The 19,246-nt window shown below is 53.2% G+C and carries 18 protein-coding genes; 15 read left to right on the top strand and 3 right to left on the bottom strand.

Annotated elements, in window-relative coordinates; genetic code table 11:
- Window positions 1-60 precede the first annotated feature (60 nt).
- From AC16KF_RS17625 to AC16KF_RS17675, 11 genes are all read left to right on the top strand, one after another.
- Window positions 61-873, top strand: coding sequence for an MOSC domain-containing protein (locus AC16KF_RS17625; RefSeq protein ID WP_484038671.1), 813 nt, complete (start codon window positions 61-63; stop codon window positions 871-873).
- Window positions 874-879: 6 nt separating this feature from the next.
- Complete coding sequence (locus tag AC16KF_RS17630; RefSeq protein ID WP_484038672.1) at window positions 880-3,291, top strand: tetratricopeptide repeat protein; 2,412 nt, start codon at window positions 880-882, stop codon at window positions 3,289-3,291.
- A 123-nt stretch (window positions 3,292-3,414) separates the two neighbouring features.
- Entirely contained in the window at window positions 3,415-4,584 is a 1,170-nt protein-coding gene (locus tag AC16KF_RS17635) for an acyl-CoA dehydrogenase (protein ID WP_484038673.1), read from the top strand.
- A gap of 136 nt (window positions 4,585-4,720) precedes the next feature.
- The gene (locus tag AC16KF_RS17640) at window positions 4,721-5,770 is read left to right on the top strand and encodes a zinc-binding dehydrogenase (protein ID WP_484038674.1); all 1,050 of its coding nucleotides are present in this window, start codon (window positions 4,721-4,723) and stop codon (window positions 5,768-5,770) included.
- Between the two features lie 70 nt (window positions 5,771-5,840).
- Complete coding sequence (locus tag AC16KF_RS17645) at window positions 5,841-7,889, top strand: hypothetical protein (RefSeq protein WP_484038675.1); 2,049 nt, start codon at window positions 5,841-5,843, stop codon at window positions 7,887-7,889.
- 52 nt (window positions 7,890-7,941) lie between these two features.
- On the top strand, window positions 7,942-8,382 hold the full coding sequence (locus AC16KF_RS17650; protein ID WP_484038676.1) for a hypothetical protein: 441 nt from the start codon (window positions 7,942-7,944) through the stop codon (window positions 8,380-8,382).
- The gene (locus AC16KF_RS17655; protein WP_484038677.1) at window positions 8,348-9,895 is read left to right on the top strand and encodes an acyl-CoA carboxylase subunit beta; all 1,548 of its coding nucleotides are present in this window, start codon (window positions 8,348-8,350) and stop codon (window positions 9,893-9,895) included. The genes AC16KF_RS17650 and AC16KF_RS17655 overlap by 35 nt, the downstream gene beginning before the upstream one ends.
- Before the next feature lie 66 nt (window positions 9,896-9,961).
- Window positions 9,962-11,470 (top strand): acetyl-CoA carboxylase biotin carboxylase subunit, encoded by a 1,509-nt coding sequence (gene accC, locus AC16KF_RS17660; protein WP_484038678.1) that lies wholly within the window; start codon window positions 9,962-9,964, stop codon window positions 11,468-11,470.
- Between the two features lie 3 nt (window positions 11,471-11,473).
- Window positions 11,474-11,971, top strand: a complete 498-nt coding sequence (locus AC16KF_RS17665) for an acyl-CoA carboxylase biotin carboxyl carrier protein subunit (protein ID WP_484038679.1) — start codon at window positions 11,474-11,476, stop codon at window positions 11,969-11,971.
- A gap of 186 nt (window positions 11,972-12,157) precedes the next feature.
- A complete protein-coding gene (locus tag AC16KF_RS17670; protein ID WP_484038680.1) occupies window positions 12,158-13,297 on the top strand; it encodes a M4 family metallopeptidase in 1,140 nt (379 codons plus the stop codon).
- A gap of 90 nt (window positions 13,298-13,387) precedes the next feature.
- Window positions 13,388-13,708, top strand: a complete 321-nt coding sequence (locus AC16KF_RS17675; RefSeq protein ID WP_484038681.1) for a protealysin inhibitor emfourin — start codon at window positions 13,388-13,390, stop codon at window positions 13,706-13,708.
- Here AC16KF_RS17675 and AC16KF_RS17680 read toward each other — a convergent pair.
- A complete protein-coding gene (locus AC16KF_RS17680; protein ID WP_484038682.1) occupies window positions 13,705-13,827 on the bottom strand; it encodes a hypothetical protein in 123 nt (40 codons plus the stop codon). The two genes, AC16KF_RS17675 and AC16KF_RS17680, sit on opposite strands and share 4 nt — an antisense overlap.
- A gap of 348 nt (window positions 13,828-14,175) precedes the next feature.
- Window positions 14,176-14,388 (bottom strand): hypothetical protein, encoded by a 213-nt coding sequence (locus tag AC16KF_RS17685; protein WP_484038683.1) that lies wholly within the window; start codon window positions 14,386-14,388, stop codon window positions 14,176-14,178.
- 278 nt (window positions 14,389-14,666) lie between these two features.
- Between AC16KF_RS17685 and AC16KF_RS17690 the strand changes: the two genes are divergently transcribed.
- The 3 genes from AC16KF_RS17690 to AC16KF_RS17700 all read left to right on the top strand — a co-directional run bounded on the left by AC16KF_RS17690 (window position 14,667) and on the right by AC16KF_RS17700 (window position 17,505).
- Window positions 14,667-15,665, top strand: a complete 999-nt coding sequence (locus AC16KF_RS17690; RefSeq protein ID WP_484038684.1) for a hypothetical protein — start codon at window positions 14,667-14,669, stop codon at window positions 15,663-15,665.
- 170 nt (window positions 15,666-15,835) lie between these two features.
- Window positions 15,836-16,252 carry a VOC family protein gene (locus AC16KF_RS17695; protein WP_484038685.1) on the top strand — a complete coding sequence of 139 codons (417 nt, stop codon included), beginning with the start codon at window positions 15,836-15,838 and terminating at the stop codon, window positions 16,250-16,252.
- Window positions 16,253-16,440: 188 nt separating this feature from the next.
- Window positions 16,441-17,505 (top strand): radical SAM/SPASM domain-containing protein, encoded by a 1,065-nt coding sequence (locus AC16KF_RS17700; protein ID WP_484038686.1) that lies wholly within the window; start codon window positions 16,441-16,443, stop codon window positions 17,503-17,505.
- A 93-nt stretch (window positions 17,506-17,598) separates the two neighbouring features.
- Here AC16KF_RS17700 and AC16KF_RS17705 read toward each other — a convergent pair whose 3' ends face one another.
- Complete coding sequence (locus AC16KF_RS17705) at window positions 17,599-17,892, bottom strand: hypothetical protein (RefSeq protein ID WP_484038687.1); 294 nt, start codon at window positions 17,890-17,892, stop codon at window positions 17,599-17,601.
- On the opposite strand from AC16KF_RS17705, the gene AC16KF_RS17710 reads away from it, so the two are divergent.
- The gene (locus AC16KF_RS17710) at window positions 17,891-19,108 is read left to right on the top strand and encodes a glycosyltransferase family 4 protein (RefSeq protein WP_484038688.1); all 1,218 of its coding nucleotides are present in this window, start codon (window positions 17,891-17,893) and stop codon (window positions 19,106-19,108) included. The two genes, AC16KF_RS17705 and AC16KF_RS17710, sit on opposite strands and share 2 nt — an antisense overlap.
- Window positions 19,109-19,246 lie beyond the last annotated feature (138 nt).

Genomic DNA, 19,246 nt, shown 5'->3' on the forward strand with positions numbered 1-19,246 from the left:
AGAGATTTTGAGTTTTTCTCAATGGGCTCAGTGTTCTCTGTGGCTTAATCGCCAAACACTATGATCACACTCTCCTCCCTCATCTACTACCCTGTCAAAGCCTGCCGCGGACATGAAGTGGAAGCATGGAACGTCGAACGCATGGGGCTTGCCTTAGACCGTCGCTTGATGGTCGTCACACCCGAAGGTGAATTTCTCACGCAACGACAGATCGCCAAACTGGCATTGATCACACCGGTGCGGAAAGACGGCGTCCTCACCCTCTCCGCGCCAAACATGGATTCGATCCAAATCGGAATCCGCACATCGGGACATTCATGGCCCGTCAATATTTGGAAGAGCCAAGGAGTCCAAGCCATTGACCAAGGCGAAGAAGCGGTGGAATGGTTATCTGATTTTCTTGGTATCTCCGTGCGGCTGGTTCACATCGCCGATGGCTTCAAAAGATTGGTCAGCCAGGAATACGCGGTCAACGAAGACGACCACACTGGCTTTGCAGATGGGTATCCGATCCTGATCATCTCCGAAGAATCACTGCAAGACCTAAACACAAGGCTCGACACTCCGCTCCCCATGAATCGCTTTCGCCCAAACATTGTCGTCAGGGGATGCGAACCATTCGCCGAAGATACGTGGAACCAAATCCAGATCGGCGACGTTAAGTTTGCCATCGTCAAGCCGTGCGCGCGGTGTGAAGTGACGACAATAGACAAAGAAACGCTCGAACGGAAGAAAGAGCCGCTCAAGACTCTTGGAAAGTATCGCAAGCACGCGCTCGGCGCGATTTTTGGGCAGAACGTCATTCCCCTCAACGAAGGCAGGCTCGAATTGGGAATGAGCGTGGAGATCGTCGCCACCTCTACCAACCAATAAACATTCATGAAATCCAGATTGAGAATCGTTTTTCTCTGCGCCATCGTCTTCACGCTGGCATGTCAAATATCGACCACCCCCATCATCGTAGCCACAGAGACACCCACCATCACGCCCGGTGGTCCAACGCTCACGCCCAGCCCAACGATCACATCAACGTCCTACCCCACGCCCGTCCCCGTTGTGCGGATCGACGCCGGCGACAAAGCCCTTTTTTACGGAGATTTTGACGCGGCGCGACAACATTACCTCAGCGCGTATAACGATACATCCGACAAAGATATCAAAGCCGCCGCGCTGTGGGGGCTGGGTCGCGTCGAACTCACCGACGGACGCTTTGAACCCGCCATCGAAAAACTCACAACGCTGACCACCGAATACCCCGAATCGACCTATTCCGCCCGGGCATATTTTCTGATGGGACAAGCCTACTACGGACTTGGACGATTTCAGGAATCTGCCAACGCCTACAACATGTATTCGACGCGCGTCCCCGGCGTGCTGGATGCGTACGCGCAGGAATACCGCGGCGACGCGCTCATCGAAATCAAGGATTACACCGGCGCCATCAACGCGTACACCTCCGCGCTAAACGCTTCGCGCCTCGATGGAGGCTTGACTCTCCAACTCAAAATTGCGCAAGCCCGCGCAGACTTCGGCGATTACGCCGGCGCCCTCGCCTTATACGACCAGATCGCCAATTCGACCACAAACGATTTTGTCAAAGCCCAAATCGATCATCTGGCTGGCAACGCCCACCTCGCCCTCGGTCAAACCGACGCGGCATACACTCGCTATCTCCACACGGTTGAAAATTACCCCCTCTCGATCTACTCATACCTGTCGCTGGTCAAACTTGTAGACGCAAACGTCCCCGTAAACGATCTCGATCGCGGCTTGGTGGACTATTTCGCCGGGGCATACGATGTGGCGCTGGTCGCCTTCGACCGGTATATCAAAGCCAACCCAACTCACGACGGCACCGCCTCCTATTACCGCGCCCTCACCTTGCGAGACCTGCAACGGAACCAGGAAGCCATCGACGCGCTGGACGCGTTCATCAAATCCTACCCATCGCACCCTCGCTGGACCGAAGCCTGGGAAGATAAATCCTTTTTGGAATGGGCGGCGCAAGGAGACTATCAGGCTGGCGCAAAAACCCTGCTCGACTTTGTCGCCGCAGTTCCCAATTCCAGTCAATCGCCCTCCTTCCTCATGACCGCGGCGCGCGTGACCGAACGCGATAACCGGCTGGATGAAGCGGCGCAAATCTGGGAACGGGTTGCAAACGAATATTCCGCCAGCGAGCACGTGTCAGACGCGTTGCATTTTGCCGGCATCACCCGTTATCGCCTCGGAGACTTGCCCGGCGCGCTGATCGTGTTTCAACGCGGACTGTTGCTCGCCACCCTGCCAGAAGACCGCGCCCGCGCGCTTCTCTGGGTTGGCAAAACGCAACAACAACTTGGCGACGACACGGCGGCGCGAGAGGCGTGGCAACAGGCGCAAGCGATCGATTCGACCGGTTATTACAGCATCCGCGCGAGCGACCTAATCTTGGGAGACTCTCCGTTTAGCAAATCGGTCACGATCATTGAACCTGATCTTGCAGTGGAGCGAAAGAATGCCGAAGCCTGGATGCGCATCACCTTCAACCTGCCTGCCGAAACGGATTTCGCCGGTCCCGACGCCCTCGCCAACGATCCGCGCTTCGTGCGCGGCACAGAATTATGGGAACTCGGCATGTACGACGAAGCGCGGCTGGAATTTGAGGCATTGCGCGAATCGGTCAGCAATAACGCGGTGGATAGCTTCCGCCTCGCCAATCATCTCCTTGAGATCGGGTTATATCGTTCCGCTATCTTTGCGGCGCGCCAGGTGCTGTCGCTGGCTGGGCTGGAGAGCCAATCCGCTTCATTAGCCGCGCCGCCGTATTTCAACCGCATCCGCTATGGGTTCTATTACCGCGACCTGGTGATGACAGAATCGCAAAACTTCGGGTTCGACCCTGTGTTCATCTACAGCGTGATTCGGCAGGAAAGTCTGTTTGAAGGGTTCGTCAAGTCCAATGCGGGCGCGCACGGCCTAATGCAGATCGTCGCCCCAACCGGCGCTCAGATCGCCGGCGAACTTGCGTGGCCCCCCAACTATGACGAACAGGATTTATACCGCCCGAATGTCAGCGTCCGCTATGGGGTGTATTATCTCGAAAAAAATAAAGGGTTGCTAGGCGGCAATTATTACGCCGCGCTCGCCGCTTACAACGGCGGACCCGGCAACGCCCTCGCCTGGAAGCAACTTGCCGGTGACGATCCAGACCTTTTCCTCGAGGTGACGCGCTTTGAAGAGACGAGAAATTACATCCGTTTGATTTACGAGATCTACAACGCCTATCGATTCTTGTACAGCCCGAAGTAACGCCGGCGCGCAGATTCGATTCTGGCAAAGATACGCGGACGACGCCGCCTTTCACCATTCAGAGCAATAAGCAATGCAAGTCCAGCGGGTATAATCAAGGCAATAATCTCTACTGGAGGCTCCATGACCGACCTTGCCATGTTCTCGCTCAGCGACGAGCATAAGATGATTCAAAACGCGGCGCGCGATTTCGCCCAAAAAGAGATACTCCCTGTTGCGGCGGAGTTCGACGAGAGCGGCGAATTCCCGCGCGAGACCATCAAAAAAATGGGCGCATTGGGATTCATGGGCTTGGAAATTCCAGAAGCCTACGGCGGCGCAGGCATGGACACGCTCGCCTATGTGCTTGCCCTCGAAGAGATCTGCAAAGCGGATGCCTCGCACGGCGTGATCATGTCGGTCAACAACTCATTGTATTGTCACGGCATCATGAAGTTCGGCACGGAGGAACAGAAGAAAAAATTTGTGACTCCCATCGCTTCGGGAAAATCCATCGGCGGGTATTCGCTCACCGAACCTCAAAGCGGATCGGACGCGGGAACGATGAAATCGCGCGCGGTCCGCGACGGCGACCACTACATCTTGAACGGCCGCAAGTCGTGGGTCACGAGCGGACCGGTGGCAGATTATTTTGTCGTCTTTATGATGACCGACCCTACGAAGAAACAAAAAGGCGTGAGCGCATTTCTAGTGGAAGGCAATACGCCCGGACTGATACGCGGAAAGAAAGAACCGAAACTCGGCATCCGCGCCTCCGCGACGAGCGAATTGATCTTTGAAGATTGCCGCGTCCCTGCCGAGAATTTGTTGGGCAAAGAAGGCGAGGGATTCAAGATCGCCATGACCGTGCTGGACGCGGGTCGCATTGGGATCGCGACGCAAGCGCTTGGGATCGCCGAAGCGGCTTACGAAGCGGCGAGACAGTACGCCGTCACGCGCGAAGCGTTCGGTCAGCCGATCGGTCAATTCCAGGGGACGGGATTTAAAATTGCGGACATGAAGACGCGCATCGAAGCGTCTCGCCTGCTCATTTACAATGCGGCGATGGCAAAAGAAAAATCTAAAAAAGACGGCGGTCGATATTCGCTGGAAGCCTCGATGGCAAAATTATTCGCAAGCGAAACCGCGATGTACGTGACGCATCAAGCCGTGCAAATTCACGGCGGCATGGGTTACAGCAAAGAGTTGCCGGTCGAGCGTTATTTCCGCGACGCGAAGATCACAGAAATTTACGAAGGCACGAGCGAGATCCAGCGGCTCGTCATTTCGCGCAGTGAACTGGGATTGAAGTAGAGCGCGATGAAAGATTTGATCGTTAGGACCAAAATAATATGGACGCAGATAAACGCTGACTCCGCTGATTCAAAAAGAAAAATCTGCGCAATCAGCGTGTATCAGCGTCCTAATTTTAAGAGCGCAAGGTAGCCTGATGAAAGCAGCGCTTTTTCGTCAGCATGGGGGACCGGAAGTTTTGGAATATGCCGATTTTCCCACGCCCGAACCGAAGCCCGGCGAAGCGTTGATCCGTCTGCGCGCCGCGTCGCTCAACCGCATGGATGTGATGGTGCGCAATGGCTGGGCTGGTTTGAAATTGGAGTTGCCTCACATCAACGGCGCGGATGGTGCGGGGGAAGTGCAAGAGATTAGAGAAGTAGAGAATAGAGGAATAGAGAATAGAGAACTGGAGATTGGAGATTCAGTCGTCATCAACGCGAACCTCGGATGCGGGCAATGCGAATTTTGTTTGGCGGGCAAAGACAACATGTGCTTGCGCTGGCATCTGCTCGGCGAGACCGTGCGCGGCACGTACGCGGAATTTATCTCCATTCCCATCAAACAGTTATACAAACTCCCGAAGGGATTCAATTTTCATCAAGCCGCTGCGTCCGCGTTGGTCTATCAAACCGCGTGGCATTCACTAGGTACTCGCGGGAAGATTCAAAACGGCGAAACAATCCTCATCGTCGGCGCGGGAGGCGGGGTGAATACGGCGAGCATCCAGATTGCAAAATATCTCGGCGCGAAGGTGATTGTCGTTGGCTCTAATTCAAAGAAACTTGAGATGGCAGAATCCATCGGCGCGGATGTTTTGATTGACCGCTCAAAAGAAGAGGATTGGTCGAAAGCGGTTTACCTCGCCACGAATAAACGCGGCGTGGATGCCGTTGTAGACAACGTCGGCGCGACCTTCATGATGAGTCTGCGCGCGCTCCGCAAAGGCGGACGATTGCTCACCGTCGGCAACAGCGGCTCGCCAAAATTTGAAATTGACAATCGCTACCTGTTCGCCAAACACCTCAGCATCCTCGGTTCGACGATGAGCACGATTGCCGAGTTCAACGAAGTGATGGATCTGATCGTCGCGGGCAAACTCAAACCCGTGATGGACAAAACCTTCCCGCTCAAAGAAGCCGCCCTCGCGCAAGAACGATTATGGAAAAACGAAAACTTCGGCAAGATCACGTTGGACATCCCATGACTTTCCTTGTTAATTCCTTTGTGTCCTTTGTGCCCTTCGTGTTTAAAAGATTTCCCCGCGAATTCATAAAATGATTAAACGCCTCCCAGTATTTGAAATCCTCCTCATCATCGTCGTCATGTCCATCAGCGTCTATGCCGCGCTCTCCGACGCGCAGAATTTTTCACTGCGTTGGTTCACGCGCGACGACGCCTATTACTACTTCAAAGTGGCGCAAAACATCAGCGAGGGACACGGCTCCACGTTTGACGGCATCAACAAGACGAATGGCTATCATCCGTTGTGGATGTTAATTTGTATTCCAATTTTTTCATTGGCAAGGTTCGATCTTGTCCTCCCCCTCCGCGTCCTCCTGCTTGTGATGAGCGCGTTGCAAGTTTCGACCGCGATCCTTTTCTATCGCTTGCTAGGCAAAGTCTTCGCGCCAGCCGTCGGCGCGTTTGCCGCGTTGTTTTGGGTGTTCAGTTTCGACGTCCTCACCAACATCTATCAACAAGGACTCGAATCAGGCATCGCGGCATTCTTCGTCGCCCTTTTGCTATACAAACTTTATGAATTTGAAACTAATCTTCGAGATCAACAAGGAACAACAAAACAAATTGTCACACTTGGGCTGATCGGCGCGTTGACAATTTTCAGCAGGCTCGATCTGGTTTTCTTCGTCGCGCTCGCCGGGCTTTGGGTCGCCTTTCGCGCTCATCCGCTCCGCTATTTTCTTCCGCTCGACATCACAGCCGCCGCCGCGTCCGTGTTCCTCGCCTTCCTCCTCCGATTGAGTCTGCCCGAATATTACGACTACTCGAACGCCGCAGTCGTCATGGCGGCGCTTGCGTTGATGATCAAAATTCCGCTGACGTTTTTCTTCGGCTTGTGCGACAAACACACTCTGGCAGATGTTCGCAAGTGGACGCTTCGCCTCTTTCTCTCGACTGCGGCTGGGTCCGCCCTCGTCGGCATTCTCATGCTTGCGGTTCCCTCCGCCAGCGGATTCCCCCGCTCCGTCATCCTGCTCGACTTTGGATTCACGATCCTCTTCTTCGGCATTCCGCGACTCGCGTACACACTTCTCCGCGCGAAAAATGAAACAAGCAACGATACAGTGAATCCGCTTTCTGAACTCAAACAAAATTGGCAAGCATGGATGAAAGACGGCTTTGCATATTTCGGCGTTGTCTTCGGCTTGCTCGGCGTTTACATGCTCTGGAACAAACTCGCCGTCGGATCATTCTCCCCTGTCAGCGGACAGATCAAACGCTGGTGGGGATCGTTCCCCGCGCGCGTGTACGGCGGCGCGACGCGCAGTCCCTTCGATTTCTTCGGCATCAACTTTCAGGGCGACGGACTCGCGTGGACTCCGCTCACGAACACCCTCGGAAATTTCGTCCAGCGATTCTCAAATCGCACCGCCGAGATCGAAATCTATTATTGGTATGCGCTGGTCGCCGCTTTCATCGTCTTTTTCCTGTTTCTGTTTCTCAACAAAGAAAAAAGCAGAACGGCGTTGATTCACCTGAGTTTTATTCCCATCGCCTGCGGCTCGGTATTGCAGACTCTCTACTATCACTCCAGCGGCTACTCCGCTTTCAAAGAATGGTATTGGATCACGCAACGCATCGGCGCGGTTCTGGTCATCGGTCTTGCTTTGGGCATGTTACTCGCGCTTGTGAGAAGGATCAAACATATTCACCGTACCGCATGGGTCATCACGTTGCTCTTCGGCTACTTTATGGGACAAATCTATTGGGCGGGAATCAAACTCACGATGCAATACAACCGCTGGTCAGCAGATGTGCCGATGATGGAGATCGCCACGCTCCTCGAAGCGAATACCGAGCCGGGCAGTCTCATCGGCTTCACGGGCGGCGGCAATGTCGGCTACTTCATTCAAGACCGCGCCATCCTCAACATGGACGGGTTGATCAACAGCCCCGAATACTTCGAGCATTTGCAAAACGGCACAGCGGGCGAATATCTCGCCAGCCTCGGCTTGGATTATGTGCTGGCAAACCCCGGCATCCTCGACCGCCAACCCTATGAGGGGCAATTCAACGAATATTTGCATCCCACCAGCGTTTCCTACGGCGGAAAACAATTGCTACAATACGAGCGACCAAAATGACAAAAACGCGTCTTGCCGCCATTCTGCCTGATCCACTTTTCCTCAGCGACTCATGCCTGCCAATCGTCCCTTCGGTGTAACCCTGCTCCTATGGCTGGTGTTAATTCCATCAGCATGGGGCGCTTCGCGCGCCGCCGCCGCCCTACGCTGGTGGGATGTGTTGGTGGAGTTCGACGCAAGCCTCAGCCCCGCCTATCTCGCCTTGACCGGCGTCATCTGGGCGATCGTAGGAATCGCGCTATGTTGGAGTATCATTCGCCGGGACGCGTCGGCGCGGATGAGGGTGGCGTCCGCCGCTGGCGTGTGGCAGGCGCACTTGTGGGTCGAACATGTTTTTTTTCAGTCGGCGCGGGCGAACTTGCCGGTCGCGCTTCTTACATCGGCGGTCATCCTGTTGATCGTGGCTGTCATCCTGTTTCACACAAGCACGATCCGATATTTTTCAAAAAGCGAGGAACATGAACAAGCAGACCAATCTTCAAAAACTGTATGACCTCAAGGCAAAATCCCGTTTGGGCGGCGGCGAAGAGCGCATCAAGGCGCAACACTCAAAAGGGCGGCTCACCGCGCGCGAACGCATCGAACTTTTGGTGGACAAAGGCTCGTTCCGCGAAATGGACTCGTTCGTCCAACACCGCACCCACGATTTCGGGTTAGACAAACAAAAGTTCATTAGCGATTCGGTGATCACCGGTTGGGGCACCATCGAAGGCAGGTTGGTGTATGTTTTTTCGCAGGATTTCACCGTGTTCGGGGGAAGCCTCGGAGAAGTGCACGCGGAAAAAATTTGCAAGATCATGGATATGGCGATGAAGTCTGGCGCGCCTGTGATCGGGTTGAACGATTCGGGCGGCGCGCGTATTCAAGAAGGCGTGGTTGCGCTGGCGGGCTATGCCGATATTTTTTTACGGAACACCATGGCATCGGGGGTCGTCCCGCAAATTTCCGCCATCATGGGGCCGTGCGCCGGCGGCGCGGTGTATTCTCCCGCTCTCACCGATTTCATCTTCATGACGCGCAACACCTCGTACATGTTCGTGACGGGACCCGATGTGGTCAAAGCCGTTACCCACGAGGAAGTGACGCAGGAGGAACTGGGCGGCGCGAGCGTGCATTCGGAAAAGTCCGGCGTGTGCCATGTGGCGGCAGACAGCGAAGCCGATACGTTGTTCCTGATCCGCAAAATGCTCGGCTACCTGCCGCAGAACAACATGGAAGATCCGCCGTTCCTCGTCACCGACGATCCACTGCGTATGGACGAGACCCTCGACGGCATCATCCCCGATGATGCGAACAAGCCGTACGATATCAAAGACGTGATCCGCCCGATCATGGATGGCGGGCAGTTTTTCGAGATCCATGAAAATTACGCGCAAAACATCGTGGTTGGGTTTGCGCGTCTGGGCGGTCATTCGGTGGGGATCGTGGCAAATCAACCCGCCGTGCTGGCTGGAGTGCTTGATATCGACGCCAGTGAAAAAGGCGCGCGCTTCGTTCGCTTCTGCGACTCGTTCAACATTCCCATCATCACATTCGAAGATGTGCCAGGCTTTTTACCGGGCACCAACCAGGAACACCATGGCATCATCCGCTCTGGCGCCAAGTTGTTATACGCCTATTGCGAAGCCACCGTGCCGAAGTTGACGGTGGTCACCCGCAAGGCGTACGGCGGCGCGTATTGCGTGATGTCGTCCAAACACATCCGCAGTGATATAAACCTTGCGTGGCCCTCTGCCGAGATCGCCGTGATGGGACCCGATGGCGCGGTCAACATCATCTTCCGCAAAGAATTAGAAAAAGCAAAGGACCCCGTAGCAAGGAAAGCGGAATTGGTGGCGGATTACCGCGAGAAATTCGCCAGCCCCTACGTGGCGGCAGAACGCGGCTACATCGACGATGTGATCGAGCCGAAGGAAACTCGCCCGCGCTTGATCAACGCGCTGGAAATGTTGAGCAACAAGCGCGATACCAACCCGGCGAAGAAACACGGGAATATCCCACTCTAGGTTTCAGGTTTCAGGTTTCAGGTTTCAGGTAGTTGGAATGTGAAACTTGAACCATGCGGAGCATCCATGTTCAATAAAGTATTAGTAGCAAATCGAGGCGAGATCGCGGTGCGCATCATCCGCGCATGCAGGGAGCTGGGCATCGACACCGTGGCAGTCTACTCTGAAGCCGACCGACGCGGGCTACACGTCCGCTTTGCGGATGAGGCATACCTGCTCGGTCCCGCGCCTTCGCGCGAATCCTATTTACGCGCGGACAAGATCATGGACATCGCCCGCAAAGCCAATGTGGACGCGATCCATCCGGGCTACGGCTTCCTTGCCGAGCGCGAATCGTTCTCAGCCATGTGCGAAGAAGCGGGCATCGCATTTATCGGACCGAAACCCTCCTCCATTGCGGCGATGGGAGATAAAGCCGAAGCCCGCGCCACCGTCATCAAAGCCGGTGTGCCGGTGGTGCCGGGCACCGAAGATGTGGGCAACATGACCGACGACGAATTGCTTGCTAAAGCGACAGAGATCGGCTTCCCCTTATTGATCAAAGCCACAGCCGGCGGCGGAGGCAAAGGGATGCGCGAAGTGACCAACCTGGAAGAAATGCCGACCCTGCTCGCCTCTGCCCGACGGGAGGCTGAATCGGCATTTGGGGACGGCAACGTCTACCTCGAAAAATTGATCATCGACGCGCGGCATATCGAAATTCAAATCCTCGCAGATAAGCATGGCAACGTGATCCACCTCGGGGAACGCGAATGCTCCCTACAGCGGCGTCACCAGAAATTGTTGGAAGAAGCGCTCTCCTCCGCGTTGGACGACGATCTCCGCGCGAAGATGGGTGCGCTGGCTGTGAAAGCCGCCAAATCGGTGGACTACGTCAACGCGGGGACGATCGAATTCCTGCTCGACAAGAACAAAAACTTCTACTTCCTCGAAATGAACACGCGCTTGCAAGTGGAGCATCCTGTGACCGAAATGGTGACCGGCATCGACATCGTCAAGGAACAACTTCGCATCGCGCGCGGTCGCCCTTTGAGCTACGCACAAGACGAGGTGCAATTCAACGGTCACGCTATTGAGTGCCGCGTCAACGCCGAGGACCCCTACAACAACTTCATGCCGTCCACCGGGCGCATCACGCACAGCCTGCTCCCCACCGGTCCCGGCGTGCGCGTGGATACGGGGGTGTATCCTGGCTTCGAAATTACGCCATTCTACGACCCGATGATCGCCAAGTTGATCGTGTGGGGCGAGACGCGCGCGCAAGCCATCTTGCGCATGCGCCGCGCGCTCGAAGAGTATCGCATCGTCGGCGTGCGGACGAACATCCCCTTCCACCAGACGATGATGGATTCGCATCGCTTCATGGGCGGGCAATACGACACGCGTTTTGTGGAGGAACGCTTCTCGATGGAAGATGCGGAGGAAAATCGCCAGGATTTTTCCGAAGTCGCGGCGATCCTCGCCACGCTGGTTGAACACCACGAAACCGAAGTGTCATCGCAATTCGTGCAACGCAACAAACGAGATGCCAGCAACTGGAGGTGGGTCAGTCGCTGGGAAAGGATGCACAGGTAAGCCATGAAATACGTTGCCACAGTGGAAGGCAAGGACTTTCTTGTCGATATCATCGACGAAAAACACGTCAGCGTGAACGGCAAGACGTACGAGATCGACTTCGTCACCGTGAGCGGACAGCCGGTCTACTCGCTGATCGCAGACGGTATGTCGCACGAGTCGTACATCGCGCGCGGCGATGAGAATTGGCAAGTGCTCCTGCGCGGGCGGTTATATCCCGTGGTTGTGGAAGACGAGCGCGAGAAGCGCTTGCGCGCCGCGGCAGGCGGGGGCGTCGCCGAAAGCGGCGAGTTCAACCTCAAAGCGCCGATGCCCGGGTTGGTGGTGGCAGTGCCGGTGGAAGACGGGCAGGAAATCAAAAAAGGACAGGTGCTTCTCATCCTCGAATCGATGAAGATGCAAAACGAGTTGAAATCACCGCGCGATGGGAAGGTCAGCCGCATCAGGGTCAAGCCTGGCGAAAGCGTGGAGCAAAAACAGGCGCTGTTGAGCGTGGTTTGATTTGATAGAGAGTGAATGGCAGTGTCTACCAAAACGTTTTTAACCACAGAGCACGCAGAGAACCTTGAGATTTTTTCTCTGTGGCGAAGAGGATTTTTACACACTTGTTTCGCCACTTCCGTAATTTGTAATATGCCCTAAAACGCCGTATACTGAAACCAGGCAAACTCTGAAAGGACAAACCTCATGCATAACCACCGTCATTCGCTTGAATGTATCCTCCCGGAACACATGCTGGAGCAGATCGCCACCAAAGGTTCCGACGCGCAGAAACAAATGGCAATGGACAACATCAGCGTTGTCTATCAATTACGGGCAGAACGCGCCATGCGCGCCAGCCTGGCTGATTTGTTCGCCCCCACCATGCCACGCGCCGCGGAGGGCGGCAAGGAACGCATCGTCTACGATGTGAAGCGCGGCACATCCCTGCCCGGCACAGCTGTGCGCCGCGAAGGCGACCCTGCCAGCGCGGACGCGGCGGTGAATGAAGCGTACGATGGGAGCGGCGTCACCTACGATCTGTACAAAGATGTGTACGGGCGCAACTCGATCAACAACAACGCCATGCGGCTCGACTCGAGCGTGCATTACCGCACCGGCTACGATAACGCCTTCTGGGACGGCAAACAAATGGTGTACGGCGACGGCGATGAAAACCTGCCCGCGGAGGATCGTCTGTTCAACCGCTTCACCATCGCCATCGATATCATCGGACACGAGCTTACGCACGGCGTCACGCAGTTCGAAGCCAAGCTCGTCTACTCGCAACAGCCGGGCGCGTTGAACGAGCACATGTCGGATGTGTTCGGCTCACTGGTGAAACAGTATCAATCGCGCCAGACCGCCGCCGAAGCGGATTGGATCATCGGCGCGGGTTTGTTCACCTCCAACGTGAACGGCTTCGGCATCCGCACGATGAAAGCGCCCGGCACGGCGTACGACGATCCCGTGCTCGGCAAAGACCCGCAACCCGCGCACATGAAAGAGTATGTGAACACGGCGAGCGATAACGGCGGCGTGCACATCAATTCCGGTATCCCGAACCACGCCTTCTACCGCGCCGCGATGGAGATCGGCGGATACGCGTGGGAAAAAACGGGGATGATCTGGTATGTGACCCTGCGCGACAAACTTGGCGAAAATTCTAACTTTCAGCAATGCGCGGACCTCACGCATCAGGCGGCGGGAGAGTTGTTCGGCAGTGGGAGCCTTGAGCAACAAGCCGTCAAAAACGGCTGGGCGGGAGTCGGCATCGCCATCGGCGGCGAAACGCCCGAGCCAAAAGGCTGTCTCGAAGCGACACTGCGCTTCCTCGGCGCGGCGTAAGTAAGCGCATGCCATTCTTCGGACGCTGTCGCGCGGGAGACCTTTCGGAACGCGAGGCATCCCTCAGGATGAAATAGCAAGGAGTTTCAAATGGACGTGGAACGAATCAAATTCGAACGCACCGGAGGGTTTGCAGGCATCCGCCTCGCGGCAGACTTCGACGTGAGCGACCTGCCCGACGATCTCTCGCAGACCTTGAGGGAGTTGCTCGACGCCCTCGATTTCCCCGAACTTCCCGCGAAACTTACAAGCGGCGAATCCGTGCCCGATGCATTCACGTACGTCATCACGGTGGAAGCGGGGAAATGGCATCACACGGTCATCACCGGTGACGCGCCCGAGGATGAGAAAATGCAGGAACTGTTGGAGCTACTCAATCGACTGGCGAGGAAGAAAATCAAAAAGCATTAAGAACAAGCCCCCGATAATATCGGGGGCTTGTTCTTCCGCGCCGCCACTCCCTGCGCCACGAATCCCGTCCCCCAGATGATGGCGACGAGGAAGAGGAGGAGGTCTGCTTTGAGACGCATGAGGTGGAAGGTCTTATAATTTGTTGTTGGATTGTGAGGAGAGATTTATAATGCTGTACATAGGCAATTATACAGCCTGTAGGCTGGTTAAGACAAAGTTGGCAAGAACCTTCGGTAAAAACCTAAATACGTTTTCCAAAATTAAGTTTCGTCTTCAATTAGCGTTTGCGTTTTCAAAATTAAGTTTCGGGTTTTTAGCAAAATTTCTGTTTCAATAAAGCCAAGTCTTTTAGCAGTGGCGTTTTCCAAATCTTTCGTGTTTTCAAATTGTGTCGGGGCTTCTAAATCAGCTTATGTTCTTCGGTCAAGGTTTCGGTTTGTAAAAGTTTTGATTGGTAAAAATTCATTCTATGGCAAAGTCATTTTTTGGCTTTGCATGGTTTTCAAAATGGGCTTCAAGGTTTTTCGTCGTGGCTTTGGTTTGCAAAAGTTCGTTTTATCAACAATGTCACTTTTTGGCTTTGCATGGTTTCCAAAATTGACTTCAAGTTTTTCAATTAAGGTTTTGGTAAATTGGGTTCGGGCTTTTTTTGTCAGGTTCAGCAAATCAGGTTTTGGCATTTTCAAAATTCGGTCATTGTTTTTTGGGCAAAATCATTGTCAAAAAGTTTGTCGGGTGTAAAATCTAGTCAAGTTGGTTGTGGTTCTGGTTTATCGGCAAAGAGTCTGGCATTCGTCGGTTCTTGCCAACAAAGCGTGCAGCGGATTTTTGGGAGTCTGCGGCTTCGAGAAGCATTTTTCTCGCTTCAAGTTTTTTCTACATCTCAAGCCTTTTCCCAGCCCGCCCAAAATCCGCTAACGCAAACCGTTGGGTGCTTGCCATTTGAATAGTAATCGGTATGGAAAACATAAATTATCCTTTCGTGATTTGGGCAGGTTTTGGGGTAATTGGTTGGTTTATTCTTGGAAGAAATCAATCAAAATTCCTTTTTGATGATTTGGCTGTTACAACTATCGTAACAGTCTTGATGGCATTTTTGCTTCCCATTTGGGGCGGTCCAATTTTTTTGCTCATAGTCTTATTGACACCCAATAAAAAAGTATGCGTTCATTGCAAACGAGTAGTTCCTGAGAAAGATGATATTTGCCGTTACTGCCAAGAAAGTTTTGATGTTTTACCATCTGAATTAGAAACCATAGCAAAAAATGACGAGAAAAGAAATCAAGAGATGGTAGAGTTGTCAACAAAATATGGCAAGTGGGATATTTATGCTTTGGCGTTGTTCTTTATCTCTGTCCCAGTAGTAGGTTATATATCTTGGTTGGCATTGGTAAAAATTAGCGATTTTCGATATTCTTTACTACCTCAATCAAATTACATGTTCTTGCCATTGCCTATATCATGGGGAATCATCGCTATATTTGTTGGTATTATCGGTTCAACCATACTTATGTACTTAATCATTCGTCTTTTGTTGGGAGATAAGTATTCAGAATATCAAAAATTTAACACGATGAAATCATCAGGAAACACAAATAAAACCTTTTATATTTTCTTTGGCGCATTCACATTACTCTGCATCATTGCATCAACTTTAATGCTTGATTACTACACAGTGGCATATCCAGATAAATTGGTTATCAATGAACTCTGGAATATAGGAGAAAAACAATATTACACTGACGTTGCTTCTATTCTTAGTTCAAAGCAGAAAAAGGAAGGAAGTAATCGCTTGGTATACATTGTCAAATTTACGAATGGATATAGATTGTCAACAAGTTGGGAAACAAATGATAGAGACCCTGAACAAATAAACAGTTTCATGGAGTATGTATCAGAACTAAGCGGTATTAAAATTAAAAATGTGCCAGCATTTACGGATGATGAGTTGCCATAATACAGTTTTCAGCAAACCCGCTCCCAACATTGCGCGCACCGGGCAAGTGCGGGCTTTGCCCTCACTTGAAGAGATTCAGCGCCTTCGGTATTTTCTATTTTTGGCTTTTATCTGCCAATTCCCGCACTTGCCAGTAACGCTTGCCGTTAAACTTTTTCAAAGAAATACAATTGAACCAATCCATTCTCCACATCGCCCTCGTTGTCCGTGACTACGACGAAGCCATTGCGTTTTACACTGAGAAACTTCACTTCACGCTCGTCGAAGATACCTACCAGCCCGAGCAGGACAAACGCTGGGTGGTGGTCGCTCCGCCCAACTCAACAGGGACAACCATTCTCCTTGCGAAAGCGTCCACGCCAGAGCAGGAATCCTTTATCGGGAATCAAGCAGGCGGCAGGGTATTTCTCTTCCTCAACACCGACGATTTCTGGCGCGATTACAACGAGATGGTATCGAAGGGAATCAAGTTCGTCCGCGAGCCGAAAGAGCAGCCGTATGGGATGGTCGCTATGTTCGAGGATCTGTATGGAAATTTGTGGGACTTGTTGCAGGTCAATAAGACGCATCCGTTGTTTGGACGGTGACGTGCGAGTGTTACAATTGATCGAGGAATTGACCCCCTTCCCGTCCTTCCCCCAAATCAAAATCGGATTTGGGGGAAGGGGAACAGATATTGCTAATGCAAACAATAAAAACCTCCGAACATGTGCTTACCCCTCCCCCATTTCCGTTCTTTGAAATGGGGGAGGCAGGGTGGGGGTCGGGGCTCTAAATGTACAACCTCCCCAAAATTGCCGAAGAAAAAGATGACGTGCGCGAAGCCGTCCTTCATGCGCGCGCGTACAAACCTATTTACGTCAAGATCAAAGTCAACTACGGATGCAACCTCAAATGCGAGATGTGCAAGCACTGGCGCGAGACGCGCGAGCCGCCCATCTCGATGAATCGCTTCCGCGAGATCATCTCCGAACTTGCAGAACTCGGTTGCAAGAAAATCCACTTCTCTGGTGGCGAGCCGATGCTTCGTCCGCAATTGCCTGACTTGGTGGAGCACGCGACTCAACTCGGGATGCGCGTCACACTCACGACGAACGGCACGCTGATTGATAAGGTCAAAGCCAAGCGACTCGTCGAAGCGGGTCTGCGCGGCGTGAACGTTTCGATTGACTCGCCGCTCCGCAAGATGCACGAAAAGATTCGCGGTGTCGAAGGCTCGTTCAAGCAGACGACGAAGGCGGTCTCGTTATTCAACAAATATTCACACAAAGGGAAATTGACCGTCCGCATCAACACAGTTGTCGGGCGATCCAATTATCAAACGCTCGCCACGCTCCCCAATCTCGCGCACGAACTCGGCGCGGACGGGATCAACTTAATCCCTGTTGACGATCACTGCGGCGAGCATTTGTCCATGCGGAAGAAAGACATCGCGCTGTACAACTCCGAGATCGCGCCGATCATCGAACAACGCGCCCAGGAACTGGGAGTCAATATCGCAGACGAGGATGCGTTCCCGTTTGGGAGAGGCGACTCCGAGGTCCGCTTGGGACGCGCTGGGCGATACGCATTCGGCTACTACAATAAATTTCCCTGCTACGCGCCGTGGACGCACAGTCTCATTGATTTCAACGGTCTCGTCTATGTGTGTTGCATGACGCGCGAACAAATCAAACCGCTGGGCGATGTGCGAAAACAATCCTTCACCGAAATATGGGAAGGCGCGGCGTATCGACAGATCCGCTTGAACATGCACCCGCCCGCGCTCAAGCCCTGTCAACGCTGCGATGATTTTGTTGTGGAGAATAAAAAGATTTGGGAAACGATTGGTCCGTATTAATTCTTTAAACACAAAGGACACGAAGTGCACAAAGTTCTTAAGCGTTAAGGCTTTTATTCCTTCGTGGCCTTAGTGTCCTTCGTGGTAAAAAACTTAACTCAAATCAGAAAACATATCCGCGCGGTCATCATCATCCCACGCGCTCGCTTGATTGAACGTATGCAGGTCGGCGGCGGTGAACGTCGCGGCAGCAATCGGCAACGCAACGGGCATATCTAGTCCCTGCTGACACGCCAAACATACTCGTCCCTCGCGCGTATTGTTCGTATGCTCATCGCAAAATCCGCGCCCGCATTTGATACACTTCCCCAACGACGGGTTGTCGCAACGATGCGGCACCAGATAACCGATCACCATTTCACATTGCACTGCGGATGTGTCTGCCATGAAAATTGCTCTCCTCACTGAAAAGTATACACCCGACATCGGCGGACTGGCAATCTCGTCTGAGCGACTCGCGCGCCTGTTAGCTTCTGCTGGATATGAAGTCCGCGTCTTTTCTCCGACGGGCAGTCTGCCCCCCTCCGAACAGCGGACTCTCCCTTCAAGCGGAGTCGTCGTCACGCGCTTCGGCTCACACAAACGCGCAGACGATACGCTCGTTGACTGGTTCGACCTCATCGTCGAAGAACACGCCCGCGAACCCTTCGACGTGCTTCACGCCTACTTCCTCACGCAAGCAGGATTCATCGCAACTCTTGCTGGACGATACTTGAACATCCCAAGCGTCGTCTCGATTCGCGGCAACGACGTAGACCGCGCCGCATTCGACCCTGCGAGATTCTCGCACACGATGTTCGCGTTGCAACATGCGAACGTAGTTACTGCCAACGCGCAAGAGTCGATTCGCAAAGCCAGAGCATTTTTTGATAGAGAAATCATTTTGATTCCAAACGGCGTGGATGCGAATCATTTCAAGCCGATAGATAAGAATCTCGCCTTAGTTGAGTCTCTCGGACTCTCCAGCCATGTCACCCTGAGCGATAGCGAAGGGTCTCCACGTCCAAACGAAAAGACTCTTCGGTCGCTAACGCTCCCTCAGAGGGACATGAATCCTGTAATCGGCTTCGTCGGTGAATTGCGCGAGAAAAAAGGGATGAAGACTCTCCTCTCTGCCTACGCGCAGGTCAACGCGAGACGCCGCTGCACCCTGCTGACGGTGGGAGAAATTCGCCACGGTGAAGACAGCCAAACCTTCGAACAGATGCGGGCGTCCATCCCCGAATCAAATATCGTAGTCACAGGCTACGTCTCGCCCAACGACCTGCCCGCGTATTATTCGTTGATTGACGTCTTCGTTCATCCGTCTCTGCACGATGGGATGCCGAACGCAATTCTCGAAGGGATGGCGTGTGAACGAGCCGTGATCGCAACGCCTGCTGGCGGGACAAAAGATATTGTGGAGGATGGAAAGAATGGTATGCTTGTCAACGTCAATGACGCAGACGCGCTGGCAGAAAAAATTCTTGCGTTGTTAGACGACCGTGAGAAACGCGAATCACTCGGTAAAAGCGCGAGAGAATTTGTGATGAACAATTTCAAACCAGAAAAAGAATTGAAAGCAAATTTGGAAGTATATCGAAAACTTGGGTTGAAAGTGTAAACCACCTGTTGCCATGTCATTCTGAATACTATGAAGCCGTCAAGGTTTTTTGAAAAACCAGGGGATTGACAGCAACATAGTTGGGAAGGTAGGGTTGTTGCGAGCGGACGACAGCACAAGCAATCTTGAGGATCTTGT

Source organism: Candidatus Defluviilinea gracilis (genome assembly GCF_057138825.1).